The organism is Thalassospira indica, from assembly GCF_003403095.1.
GTDB classification, from domain to species: domain Bacteria; phylum Pseudomonadota; class Alphaproteobacteria; order Rhodospirillales; family Thalassospiraceae; genus Thalassospira; species Thalassospira indica.
The window spans coordinates 1792632-1805287 of record NZ_CP031555.1; the positions used below are offsets into that span (position 1 = coordinate 1792632).

The 12656-nt window shown below is 53.7% G+C and carries 12 protein-coding genes and 2 tRNA genes; 6 read left to right on the plus strand and 8 right to left on the minus strand.

The features are described 5' to 3' along the window. Positions 1–63 precede the first annotated feature (63 nt). The 3 genes from DY252_RS08365 to DY252_RS08375 all read right to left on the minus strand — a co-directional run bounded on the left by DY252_RS08365 (position 64) and on the right by DY252_RS08375 (position 3877). Positions 64–1104 (minus strand): rod shape-determining protein, encoded by a 1041-nt coding sequence (locus tag DY252_RS08365; RefSeq protein ID WP_008892088.1) that lies wholly within the window; start codon positions 1102–1104, stop codon positions 64–66. A 182-nt stretch (positions 1105–1286) separates the two neighbouring features. Then, positions 1287–2210, minus strand: coding sequence for a dienelactone hydrolase family protein (locus DY252_RS08370; protein ID WP_064789857.1), 924 nt, complete (start codon positions 2208–2210; stop codon positions 1287–1289). Positions 2211–2326: 116 nt separating this feature from the next. Then, positions 2327–3877 carry a 2-isopropylmalate synthase gene (locus DY252_RS08375; RefSeq protein ID WP_008892090.1) on the minus strand — a complete coding sequence of 517 codons (1551 nt, stop codon included), beginning with the start codon at positions 3875–3877 and terminating at the stop codon, positions 2327–2329. A gap of 629 nt (positions 3878–4506) precedes the next feature. Between DY252_RS08375 and DY252_RS08380 the strand changes: the two genes are divergently transcribed. Both DY252_RS08380 and DY252_RS08385 read left to right on the plus strand, forming a co-directional pair. Then, positions 4507–5130, plus strand: coding sequence for a LysE family translocator (locus DY252_RS08380; protein ID WP_064789855.1), 624 nt, complete (start codon positions 4507–4509; stop codon positions 5128–5130). Between the two features lie 130 nt (positions 5131–5260). After that, a complete protein-coding gene (locus DY252_RS08385) occupies positions 5261–5593 on the plus strand; it encodes a hypothetical protein (protein ID WP_008892093.1) in 333 nt (110 codons plus the stop codon). An 84-nt stretch (positions 5594–5677) separates the two neighbouring features. Here DY252_RS08385 and DY252_RS08390 read toward each other — a convergent pair whose 3' ends face one another. After that, positions 5678–6712, minus strand: coding sequence for a hypothetical protein (locus tag DY252_RS08390; RefSeq protein WP_064789854.1), 1035 nt, complete (start codon positions 6710–6712; stop codon positions 5678–5680). Between the two features lie 212 nt (positions 6713–6924). Beyond that, on the minus strand, positions 6925–7950 hold the full coding sequence (locus tag DY252_RS08395) for a GGDEF domain-containing protein (RefSeq protein ID WP_064789853.1): 1026 nt from the start codon (positions 7948–7950) through the stop codon (positions 6925–6927). Positions 7951–8494: 544 nt separating this feature from the next. Here DY252_RS08395 and DY252_RS08400 point away from each other — a divergent pair. The 3 genes from DY252_RS08400 (at position 8495) to DY252_RS08410 (ending at position 10440) form a co-directional block, all read left to right on the plus strand. Next, the gene (locus DY252_RS08400; protein WP_129542698.1) at positions 8495–9220 is read left to right on the plus strand and encodes a hypothetical protein; all 726 of its coding nucleotides are present in this window, start codon (positions 8495–8497) and stop codon (positions 9218–9220) included. 200 nt (positions 9221–9420) lie between these two features. Continuing rightward, positions 9421–9627 carry a cold-shock protein gene (locus DY252_RS08405; protein ID WP_008892097.1) on the plus strand — a complete coding sequence of 69 codons (207 nt, stop codon included), beginning with the start codon at positions 9421–9423 and terminating at the stop codon, positions 9625–9627. 141 nt (positions 9628–9768) lie between these two features. Then, positions 9769–10440: a 5-formyltetrahydrofolate cyclo-ligase gene (locus tag DY252_RS08410; protein WP_064789851.1), complete on the plus strand. Its 672-nt coding sequence runs from the start codon at positions 9769–9771 to the stop codon at positions 10438–10440. 23 nt (positions 10441–10463) lie between these two features. Here DY252_RS08410 and DY252_RS08415 read toward each other — a convergent pair whose 3' ends face one another. From DY252_RS08415 to DY252_RS08425, 3 genes are all read right to left on the minus strand, one after another. Then, positions 10464–10829 carry a GFA family protein gene (locus DY252_RS08415; RefSeq protein WP_064789850.1) on the minus strand — a complete coding sequence of 122 codons (366 nt, stop codon included), beginning with the start codon at positions 10827–10829 and terminating at the stop codon, positions 10464–10466. Positions 10830–10952: 123 nt separating this feature from the next. After that, a tRNA-Gln gene (locus DY252_RS08420) sits at positions 10953–11026 on the minus strand. Positions 11027–11106: 80 nt separating this feature from the next. Beyond that, positions 11107–11180: transfer RNA gene (locus DY252_RS08425), tRNA-Gln, on the minus strand. 245 nt (positions 11181–11425) lie between these two features. Here DY252_RS08425 and DY252_RS08430 point away from each other — a divergent pair. After that, the gene (locus tag DY252_RS08430; RefSeq protein ID WP_231959816.1) at positions 11426–12616 is read left to right on the plus strand and encodes a Ppx/GppA phosphatase family protein; all 1191 of its coding nucleotides are present in this window, start codon (positions 11426–11428) and stop codon (positions 12614–12616) included. Positions 12617–12656: the final 40 nt, after the last annotated feature.

A 12656-nucleotide genomic window follows, 5' to 3' on the forward strand; every position in this document is an offset into this window, starting at 1 on the left:
AAATCACCGAGTCGCGTCCAGTAAGGATACGACCCGGTGATGATATTCAAGGCCGCTTTTTTATCAGTATGCTGTGTGCAGGACGTTACGCAGCATCTTTTTCTCTTCCAGCGCGCGACCGGTACCCAGTGCAACGCAGGAAAGCGGATCATCTGCAATCGAAACCGGAAGACCGGTTGCATGACGCAGAACGTAATCAAGGTTGCCAAGCATCGCGCCGCCACCGGTCAGAACAATACCCTTGTCGACGATGTCAGCAGCAAGTTCCGGCGGGGTCTGTTCGAGGGCGACTTTCACCGCCTCGATGATTGCCGAAACAGGCTCTGCAAGGCTTTCTGCGATCTGACGTTCAGAAATCAGCAGTTCCTTCGGAACGCCGTTCATCAGGTCACGACCGCGGATTTCTACGGTTGCGCCATCACCGTCATCCGGTGCACAGGCAGAACCGATTTCCTTCTTGATGCGTTCGGCGGTGCTTTCGCCGACCAGAAGGTTATGAGTGCGACGGATGTAAGCAATGATCGCTTCATCCATTTTGTCACCACCGACACGTACCGAACGCGCATAGACGATACCGCCCAGCGAGAGAACGGCAACCTCGGTGGTACCACCGCCGATATCGACAACCATGGAGCCGGTCGGTTCCGTCACCGGAAGGCCGGCACCAATGGCAGCGGCCATCGGCTCGTCAATCAGCCAGACTTTACGCGCGCCGGCACTTTCTGCACTTTCCTGAATGGCGCGGCGCTCAACTGCGGTCGAACCTGACGGTACGCAGATGATGACTTCCGGGCTGGCAAAGTTGCGACGGTTATGGACCTTGCGGATAAAGTGCTTGATCATTTCCTCGGCGATGTGGAATTCCGCAATAACGCCGTCACGCAACGGGCGGATCGCCTGAATATACCCCGGGGTACGACCGAGCATCTGTTTGGCTTCTTCACCAACTGCAAGGACCTGTTTCTTGCCTTTTTCGTCGGTAATGGCCACCACGGATGGTTCGTTCAGAACGATGCCTCGTCCCTTAACGTAAACCAGTGTGTTCGCGGTGCCCAGATCCACCGCCATGTCGGAGGATAAAACCCCAAGAAGCTTGGAAAACATTCCTGCCCTATGCCCCGGTTAAAAGTAAAATCTCAAAAGCGAATGTACCGGCTTTGATAGCGTAAGGAATAAGCCGATGCACGAATAATCTGCTCAGGGGATTGAGGAATAATTAAGGCGCGTAATTTTCCTGAAATAAGGCATCAAAAACATGATCAGTAATATGGTCTTGGCGGAGAAATTCAATTTCGTCCTATATTTTCTGAGATGCCCATTGCAGAAAGGAAATCTGTCACCAGTGAGACTACAAGCGGACTGTTTTCTATTTGCAACGTTGTGCGAGTCGTTTGTTTTTCAATCATTTCGCTGCTTTCAACGGCTTCAAACCGAACGGGTTCGCGCCCGTTGTAAAGGTCGCGATCCATACGCCATTCACACCATGCCGGCGGGTTAAACGGATCATTTTTGATAGCCACAAGCAGGCTGGGCACAAAGTTGTCCATTTCCGACATACATTGCGGTCTTAGCCCGACAAGCGCCTTAAATCGGTGTTGGTAGTGCTTGGCATGGCCATCCCGATATATCGCCAGCTGAGCTGCGCCGGCACCATAGCCATATCCGAAGACGGCAATATTTTCAGGCGCAGTGGATTTTACCCCGGCAAGGTAATGAAGCGCGCTGATGGCATCGAACGCCCAGTAGGACAGACCGTGTTTTGGCGTTTGAAGTTCCCCGCCACCACAATAATCCTGCGTCGGATGGGCGTTAGGTGGTGAGATCAAAAGCACCGCATATCCGCTTTGTCGCAGGATCGTGATCCATGTTTCGGGAAAATGGTTGTCACAGTCGGGTAGGGCGACGATGGCAGGATAAGGTGGCTTTGTGTCTCCATTGCCAGCAGCCGGTTCGAAATAAACTGCTGGAATACCCGCTTGCAGGCTTTCATCAACGCTAGGGATGGCTTTCCCGGCGGCAATCAGGCGTTGCCTCAAACCGCTTTTGGGGTAGGGCAATGACGGCACGGTGACAGACTGACCCGACGGCATTGTCGGCGTTTGTGCGAACGCGTTTGTAGAGTTTGTGACTATGCCAACAGACAGGGCCACAGCAATCGTAACGATCAGAACATATGGAAACGCACGCAGAGCTTTGCTTGGCCGGGCCATGGGCAACTCCATTCATGGGTGCCAAATTCTATCACAGCGTTGGCCATGCCACCATTCACACATAAGAAAAGGGCGGCACAGGTGCCGCCCTTTGGATGTAAACCGGTAAGATATGCTTAGGATGCCATCGCATCCGGTGCGGTTTTCTTGCTTTTTTCGATCAGCTTGTTCACTGCCGTGACATAGGCAAGGCAGGATGCAACCACGGTATCGGTATCCGATGCGTTGCCGACAACCGTGCGATCTTCGCCGTCGAGTTTGACTGTGACCGTGCCTTGGGCGTCGGTGCCCTCGGTTACGGCATGCACCTGATAGAGTTTCAGGCGCCAGTCATGCGGATAGATTTCCTTGATCGCGTTAAACGTCGCATCAATCGGGCCATCGCCGGTGGTCTTGGCCGTGCGGGTTTCGCCGTCGACGGTCAATTCCAGTTCTGCGGTCTGCGGACCTTTGGAGCCACAAGTAACGGTCAGGCCAACGAACTTGATATGTTCGTTGTCGCGCATGCCGTCATCGACCAGAGCGACGATGTCATCGTCATAGACTTCTTTTTTCTTGTCGGCCAAGTCCTTGAAGCGTGCAAAGGCATCTTCAATCGCGTTGTCACCCAAATCGGTAAAGCCCAGTTCCTTGAGCTTTTCCTTGAATGCATGACGACCGGAATGCTTGCCCATGACCAGGCTTGATTTGTTCAAGCCAATCGATTCCGGCTTCATGATTTCATAGGTTTCGGAATTCTTCAGGAAGCCGTCCTGATGGATGCCGCTTTCATGGGCAAACGCATTGGCACCAACGATTGCCTTGTTTGGCTGTACGACAAAGCCGGAAACAGCGGAAACCAGACGCGATGCGTTCATGATCTTGGTGGTATCAATGCCGGTGGTGAACGGGAAGGCATCGTTACGGGTGTTGATGGCCATCACAATTTCTTCAAGTGCGGCGTTACCGGCACGTTCGCCCAGACCGTTGATCGTGCATTCGATCTGACGCGCCCCTGCATTGACCGCCGAGATCGAGTTGGCAACCGCCATACCCAAATCGTTGTGGCAGTGAACCGACAGGATCGCCTTGTCGATGTTGGGCACGCGGTTAAACAGCATGGTCATCAGTTCGGCATATTCAGTCGGCGTGGTGTAGCCAACCGTATCGGGGATGTTGATGGTGGTCGCACCGGCATCAATGGCCGCTTCGACGCAACGGCACAGGAAGTCATGTTCGGTACGCGAACCGTCTTCTGCCGACCATTCAACATCGTCGGTGAACTTGCGCGCCAGTGTCACACTTTCAATCACCTTTTCCAGAACGCGTTCCGGTTCCATCTGCAATTTGTATTTCATATGCAGGGGGCTGGTGGAGATGAAGGTGTGGATACGTTTGTTTTCAGCCGGTTCCAATGCCTCTGCCGCGCGTTCGATGTCGCCCTTGGCGGCACGTGCCAGAGAACAGATGGTCGGTCCTTTGACCTGCTTGGCGATTTCATGGACGGACTGGAAGTCGCCGTTCGATGCGATGGCAAAGCCTGCTTCGATGACATCAACCTTCAGTTCCGCCAGTGCGTGCGCCACGCGCAGCTTTTCATCAAGCGTCATCGATGCACCCGGGGACTGTTCCCCGTCACGCAGGGTGGTGTCAAAAATGATGACGCGATTGTCGTTTGCACTAGCCATTATCTTGTTTCCTGATCAAACGGGTCTTTGCCCGGTATGTAAATTCTGTCTGGAAGGAGTGCGGGCCGTCTGGCGCGACTTTTTCCCCTGAGCTGCGGTAAATGGATCGACAAGCTATTCGTGTGATCCGGACCGGCATGATTCGCTCAGGGGCGAGTAAGTCGTAGAGCGCCTAGCTCTGCTAGACCAAGGAGACCGGAAATTAGGTTGAGGGCAGACAGCGCAAGCGCGCGCGAAGCGGTGGCTTCGGCACGGTCGGCATATGCATCAATGTTGCAAATGTCTGCGGTCATCGGTCTTCATCAATTGGCTTTGAATGCCAGCTGTTGCTGGCGACGTCCCCAATTTCGTCGGCGGGCCCCTTCAGGTCAAGTAATTTTTGTACCTTTTGGTCTGTTTTTTGAGTGGAATTTAGCGGGGCCGGGTTTGGCTCGTGCGTTTCTGTTACGATATTCGAGCCATTGTGCTGTTTTGGTACCGTCGATACGGCAACCGAAATGTCATTTCGGCCATACCAAAAAGATACTGGTCGGAATTTGACTAATCGGGTAGTGATTTCGTCCCTGATGACGTCACGCCCCCAATGGTGACGGTCAGGGCGGAGCGCCATCCAAGCCACAGGAACCATTATGCTGAGTTTGTCGTTGATCGGGGCTTTCATCCCCACGGCCTTCTTTGTCTCCATTACGCCGGGTATGTGCATGACACTTGCGCTGACCCTTGGCATGACAATTGGTCTGAAACGCACACTCTGGATGATGGTGGGTGAACTGATCGGTGTGGGCATTGTGGTGGTTGCCTCGGCACTGGGCGTGGCGGCGATCATGCTGCAATATCCGGCCGTGTTCGCGGTGTTTAAGTATATCGGCGGGGCCTATCTGGCGTGGCTTGGCATTCAGTTGTGGCGCTCGCGCGGGCGCATGGCAATTTCCGGCGAAGTCGAAGGTGTCAAGACAGCAACAGCAGCCGGGCTGGCAGCACAGGGCTTTGTTACCGCGATTGCCAACCCCAAGGGCTGGGCCTTTATGATTTCCCTGCTGCCGCCATTTATCAGTTTGCAGCATCCCATCGCGCCACAGCTTTCGGTGCTGGTCGCGATCATTCTGGTCACCGAACTGATCTGCATGACGATGTATGCCACCGGTGGGCGGTCGTTGCGTCGCTTCCTTGAAAAAAGCGGTAACGTGCGCATCCTCAATCGGGTTGCAGGAACATTGATGATCGGCGTTGGCATCTGGTTGGCAAGCAGCTGATCTGGTGGCCGCTCGCGGCGTTTGGTCGTGCTTTGGGCATTATTTCAACGCGTTGACTGAATTTGATGTTTGTTTTGTTGTTTCATCATAACAATATGTAATCAAACAACTGTTTTGAGGATTTCCGACCATGCGCGAGATACGCTGTATCGTTTTCGAGGACGGCGAACTGATCAAGGCAATTCTGGCCCATGGTCGACGCACCGGAAAGGCGCTTCCGCCCGGTCAGATCAGCAGCTTTGAGGTGGAACGCAAACCGGAAGTCATCGCGCGTATGACGGTTACTTCTGATGAAGGTCAAAAGCTGATTGTGCCAACTGCAGGCGCAGAACTTGCGGCTGCGATGATTGCCTATTGCATTGATCGCAAGGTCCCGGTGCCGGCCAATGCGTCAAAATCGATTGCCGTTCTGGATGATCATGTGGCGCTTAAAATCACCATGACCGGTGAGAAGGCCCGCTAAGGCAGGTCGACAAGGCAGTTTCGAAACACAAAAGGCGCGCTTGAACAGCGCGCCTTTTTCTATTCCCTAGCACGGCGGGCAGGGCTACCACTGCATCATTTTGCCTTTGAGCTTGCCCATGCGTTCGTCTTCGTTCTTGAAGCTGTGTTGTTCGGAAACACCGTCCTGCACCTTGGTCATCAGCAGCCATTGCTTGACCTTCATGAAGCGCGGGGCCAGGAACTGATAGGTCTGTTTGACCAGATTGACAGCCTTTGGACCGCGTTCCAGTTCAAGCTCTTCCCACTGTTCGATCAGCGGTTCCCACGCGCGCAGACGTTTGTAAAGGTCATCACGCTGGCTGCGGATATATTGGCGCTGCGACGTGAAGTTACGCAGAACTGACATGATCTCGCCGGTATTGGCATCCAGTTCGTCAAACGTGTTTTCGAACTTCTTCTTGGCGTCATCAAGCAGGCGAATAGCCTGCGTGACGGTTTCGAGAACACCTTTTTCATGTGCATAGATGCGGCGAAGGTCCTGCAACTTGCGATCCACCATCAGGATCTTGCGATACTTCACGCGGAGCGTCTCAATATAGGACAGCTCATCAGCGACCTGATGTACAAGATTGACGACTTCTTCGCGGTTTTCTTTGCCAAACCCGAGCTTTTCGGCAACTTCGTCAAAAGCCTGGTTGATCTTCTTTTTGGTGTTCGGATCTTCGGCGATCTGCATCAGTTGGTCCGGGTCGGTGATGAGTTCTTCACTCCCCGACATCCAGGTTACCAACTGCATGGTAATACGGTTATAGGCAATCGCCTTGTGATCTTCGTCAACAGCCCATGATGCTTCACCGGTCAGAACTTCAAGCGGCAGGTTGTCGCCCGGGCGCAGGACGTTGACAAAGTTAAGCGACTTGTCGATCAGACCGATCAGCTCACCATCCGCAGAGTTCGGGTCGATGTCGAATTCGCGGCAAATGGCCTTAAGTGGCAAAGACACAACCGATCCTTCTGCCATTTTCAGGACAAAAAGAGCTTCGTCTGAGATATCAGACTTCTGAAAGTGGCATTCTTCGAACGTTTTGAAAATCTTGTGCGTTAGCTCGATTTTACGTTCGCTATTGGGTGTCTTCATCTGCTTCTCCGCCCTGCAAAGCCGGTGCAACACATTACTATGTTGTACATCGCAGGTCCGATTGTTAGGTCATCGGTTCTGCTCTTTTGGCCTATTCGGACATGTGTGTTAGCTCGGTGTCTTGGTCGGTTCTTGGTTTTGTCTTCGAACTCTCTGTTTTCAGAGATGTCTTCATTCATGCCCTGTTTTGACGTGGTCCGCCAGAGCGCTTTTTACTGCGTGACGCAGGTGTTCCTGCCATCCTGCTTTGCCATATAAAGCGCTTTGTCCGCACGGTCCACAAACTCCATTATATTCTCTCCAAGATTATAGGCCGTCAAGCCAATTGAAACGGTTAACTTGCCGAAATCCTTGCCGGTTTTTTTGTTTATAATATGTTGGTTTGACACGTTTTGTCGCAACTTGTTGGCGAGTTTTGCGGCGTTCTCCGGCTCGGTATCGGGCAGGATGATCGCAAACTCCTCGCCTCCATAACGGGCAACAGTGTCTGCGCCCTTTGTCGAACTGACCAGCACCCGCGCCACAGCCTTCAGGACACCGTCACCGGCACGGTGCCCGAAATTATCGTTGAATTCCTTGAAGTGATCGATATCGATCATCAAAAGCGATAATGGCGCGCCGGACTCCATTGTCGTCGTCACCGCATCGCGAAGCGACGTGTCAAAATTCTTGCGGTTGGCAATTCCGGTCAAGGTGTCGGTCAGGGCATCCCGGCGGACAAGCTCAAGCTCGGTACGAACCCTGAGAACTTCCTTGTGATATTCCTCAAGGCTGCCGTTAAAGGAGCTGTATGTATCGCGCGCTTTGCTGGATCTTTCTGACAAGCCACGGCTGACAGACCGGGCGTCCTCCAATGAGATGTCCGAGGCCAGCAACTGCTGTGATGCGACCTCGATATCGCCACAGAAAGTATCCGTCTCCCGCATGACCGACGTAACTGCCATTTCCACACGTTCGACAGCAGACTGCAGGCCCTCGACCCCCTGTTTCAGATGCTGTTGCATCGCGTGGGTGCCGAGGTACTTGTGGTAAATTCGGAAAACAGTCTCTTCATCAAGATCCTGCGTGTTGCGGATCAAGACCTTGATCAACTGACTGAGTTCGGGCACCTCGTCTGTCAGGTAGCTGTAGAAAACATGGTAAACCTGTGGCGTCGGCTGCAAGTTGAGCTCGTTGACGAGCGCCATAACGTTATGCGCAATGTCGCGTGGGTTTGCGATCTTGGTTGTCGCTGTCACTTCCTGTTATCCGATCCGAATATCATATCCATTCAGTCAAGCGTGTCCCAACTTAGACCCTGCATCGCTATTAACCGATGCTCTAGGGTGCCCGTGCACATTTAGGTGCAAGATATACTTTTTATATTAGGCTTGCTCTATCATCGTCTAAAGCAAGGGGCTTTGTCACGCACTTCTACCCCTCAGACAATGACAAATTCAGACATCCCGAATGAATGGCTTTATAATTGTCAGGTGACAACGGCGTCTTGCGCTTGACGCCTGAAAAGTCGGTACTGGCATATACGACGCCGGATCGTAGAATGATCACTCTGCCTGCCATGAAAATCTGCTGATTTTATCCATTTTCAGGCTGTCGGGCCTTCTGCCCCAATTTGGCGCAAGAACTTCATTTCATCCTTCCTGACGGTGTGCGGGGCAGTCTTTCTATTATCACTATCTGGTATTCAGATCGGGCGACCTTATATGGCTATTAGTCGAATGTTGCCCGGGAACGGCTTGCGCGTGACGGCATCTGTAATAACCACTAGGGCAGGGCGTTTAATTGATCCTTGTTACCAGCCGAATAGCGATGCGAGCAGCCCTGTTTGTCGGGCTTTTTGTTGTCTGCGGTCTTGGTGTTTCTGGCGCGAACGCAACTGATGCGGTGCGCGTTGCCAGCAATATCGTGTTTGACGCCAAATGGAGCCAATATGCTCTTCCCGGTCAGCGGCGGTTCATTACCCTGCTTGGCGCGCAACAGCGTCCGGTTGCCTTTGATGTTTTTCCCTATAACCGTTTTCGTGATGCGCTTGATGCGGGGCTGACCGACTGTATTCTTGCATCCCACCCGGCACGTTTTGAGGACACCATTGCCTCAAAAAGCAAGGTTCGCTTCGAACTTCGCGTGTTCCAGCGTATCGGTGCCGATATCCGCACCCTGCCGCAGGTCGATATCGGAATTCTTGCCAATCTGCCAAGGCCGAGTCTGTCGCTGCGTGGTGAGATCGTCTGGCATGATCTTGGAAGTCTCGAGCAGGCTGTCGAGCTGCTTGCGGCCGGACGACTGACCGGGATCATCGGTGACAGCACCAATATCCGCATGTTTGGCCGAACCGAGATCATCGAGGCCGAGCTGCCCCCGGTGATCACCGTCGACATCTCGCTGATCTGCCGCGATACAGAACCTTTACGGGAATTCGTTTCGGCATTTGATTCATCTATGGGTGTGTCCGGTTCCGGGCAGGTGCCGCATGGTGACCTGCGTCACATGGTCGATTACGCGTGGTAGCGAAAAAAGAACTTCATGCATGAATCCATTGCACTAAGCCGAAAATTGGGTAATTATTGAAACGATGCAGTGCATCTTTCAAGTGTGTGGTCGCTCTCTGGTTGATGGTGGTTGCGCATTTGGTCGGTGTACTGCAGGGACTGTTTTCATGCATTCCTGACTTTGGGGATGCGCATACTAAACTAAGGACGACTACGGATATGGCTACCGGAACGGTTAAGTGGTTCAATGCGACCAAGGGTTATGGCTTCATCACCCCGGACGAGGGCGGCAAAGATGCATTCGTGCACATCACCGCTGTTCAGCGTGCTGGTCTGCAGGGACTTGATGAAGGGCAGAAAATTCAGTTTGAGCTGATTGAAGGTCGCAACGGCCGCATGTCGGCAGAAGAACTCGCCATTCTCTAAATTTCTATCTGGCTTGCAGCTTTCTTTGCTGACAACCGTTAACGCGCCGGCCTTCCGGCGCGTTATGCGTTTTTGGGGCCCGCTTTTTGGTGTGGCCTTAACGCGTGACTTTTATCAAACCAGCAAACTCTCCGAGCATTCATGATCCTTGATCTTCCTGCCGCACCTGTTGGCGGTGATGCAACCACACAGTCGGAATGGCGCCACGCGGTCAGGCGCGCTTTGCTTGGCTGGCGCGCCGGTCTTGATGCGCAAACCCACCAGAAACTCTCCGATCAAGTCCGTGGTCATTTCGCGACCTTCCTGAAAGATCGGCCCGCCGCAACGATCGGTTTTTATTGGCCGATCCAGAACGAAATTGATCTGCGTCCGGTGATCGCTGCCCATGTCAAATCAGGCGGGAAGGCAGCCCTTCCGGTGGTTCCAGGCAAGGATCAAGCGATGATCTTTCATGACTGGACGCCCGATACCGAAATGGTGCCGGGATTTGCACGAATCCCCGAACCAGCCAATAGCAAGGAAGTCGCTGTAAATGTGCTTCTGGCCCCATTGGTCGGGTTCGATCCGGCAGGGTATCGTCTGGGATATGGCGGCGGCTTTTTTGACCGGACACTGGCGGCCGCGACGCGAAAACCGCTGGTGGTGGGTATCGGACTAGAAGCCACCCGGCTTGATGACATTCTTCCTCATCAATATGACGTGCCTGTCGATGTGCTGATCACCGATCAGGGGACGCGCTATATTGACGGGCAGGCCACAGGTGATGCGGACAAACCCGATCAAACATCACCGCCTTGCCATTTAAGTGAGTAGGTGCTGTTACCGCGATTGATCGTTCAGTCGCGCTCGTAAAGGTGTTTGACAGGAAATTCCGGCAGCCACTTTTCACGTCGGATCGTCCAGAGCTCATAGGTCGGGATGAACTGATCCGGGGCATCCATGGCGCCCAGATGAAGCTCGATCTCGTCATCGCTGCATGAAAACACTGACGATCCGCAATCAGGACAGAAATGCCGCCCCTGATAACTTTGGGTCTTTCCAGTAATCTCGACCGCCGTTTCCGGAAAAATGGCCGAGGCGTGAAACAGCGCCCCGTGATGCTTGCGGCAATCCATACAGTGACACAGCCCGACCCGAAGCGGCTCATTTCCTGTCTCAAAGCGGATTTTACCGCACAGGCAGCCACCAGAAACCTTCTTCATGCGACGTCTCCGTCCAAAATAGATGCCATCAATGATCAGGCACTTTAAATCGAACGTGTTTGCGCTGCAATTCAGCGACATTGCGGTTGGTCGGAAAGTGCCGTGGGAAGGTTAGGGGCAAAGTGGCTGGGGAACCTGGATTCGAACCAGGACTGACGGAGTCAGAGTCCGTAGGTCTACCGTTAACCTATTCCCCAACAGAACTTTGCGTACGTCATTTATAGCCCGGAACGTACAAATTGCAGGACGAAGAATGCGCTGCGATGTCCGGAAAGGTTGGCTGGGGAACCTGGATTCGAACCAGGACTGACGGAGTCAGAGTCCGTAGGTCTACCGTTAACCTATTCCCCAACAAAACTTGGTCCACCGTGCGCGACGTGCGGCGCGGTGTGGGCCGCTATGTATAAAACCCGCCCGGTTTTGGCAACCCTTTTTTTGTTTCCATCTGGTCAACCATGCGATTACCGCATACGGGATTTGCCTTGCCGGGGATTGTCGTTACACTCATATAGTTGATTCGCGAGATCGTCACATAAATATCATGATGATCCGCGATATAGAAATTATGCGTGTAACAGAAGGCAGGTTTTCGAACGGTGAAGCACCAATCCCCCCATAGCAACTCGCACAGGGGCAGCAGCCCGGCAGGCGGCGCTGCGATGGGCGGGCATGCCGTGCTTGATGGCCCCGATAAACCGGGCATGCCGCAACCGGGAACCGCCGTTCAGGTCCCTGACGGTGGCGCGAAATCATCGCGCATCGTCGATTGCATTACAGCCCCGCTTTATGCCGCGATTGATTTGGGCAGTTCAAACTGCCGACTTCTGGTCGCGCGGCCGTGCAATGATGGCTTCAAGGTGATTGATGCCTTTTCACGTGTCGTGCGCCTTGGCGAAGGTGTGCGTGAAAAGGGCTATCTGTGTGAGGCCGCGATGGACCGGGCGATTGATGCGCTTCGGGTCTGTGCCAAAAAACTGCGCCGCCATCCGGGGGCAAAGCTTCGTGCCGTTGCAACCGAGGCCTGCCGCACTGCCAATAACCGTGATGAATTCGTTCATCGCGTTTTCGATGAAACAGGTATCTCGCTTGATATCATCAATCCGGACGAGGAAAGCCGTCTGGCGCTTCAGGCCTGCTCGGCCCTTCTGGATGAACGTCCCTATGCGGTGGTGTTTGATATTGGCGGTGGCAGTACCGAGATCTGCTGGATCAAGGTCGACAAGACCGGCAAGACCCAGTGCATTGAAACCCTGTCGATGCCCTGCGGCGTTCTGTGCCTGACCGAACGTTATGCCACGGTCGAGGAGCGCCGCGAACGGTTTGAAGCCATGCGCACCGAAATCCGTCAACGTCTTGAAGAATTTGCCAAGCGCAATTGCTGCTCGGACATGCTTGATGATGATAAGGTCCAGATGGTTGGCACATCCGGGACCGTCACCACATTCTGCGGCATTGCCCTTGGTCTTGAACGATATGAGCGTCACAAGGTCGATGGGTCTGATCTGCGGTTTGATGATGCTGAACGCGTGACCGAGCTTTTGCTGCGCATGGGATCGGACAAACGCAAGGGCCATCCGTGCATTGGCAATCAGCGCGCCGAACTGATGGATGCCGGGGCGGCGATCTTTGCCGCGATTCGTGATATCTGGCCTTTGGCGACGCTTAAGGTCGCCGACCGTGGTCTTCGCGAAGGCATTCTGGTCGATTTGATGCGCGCAGATGGCCATGCTATTGACCCATGCGACGCACGCCGTCATACAGTGTCGCATATTCCGGCTTCTTCCTGATCGGTTGACATCCATGTCCCGGCAGGTCTGGCCAAAACAG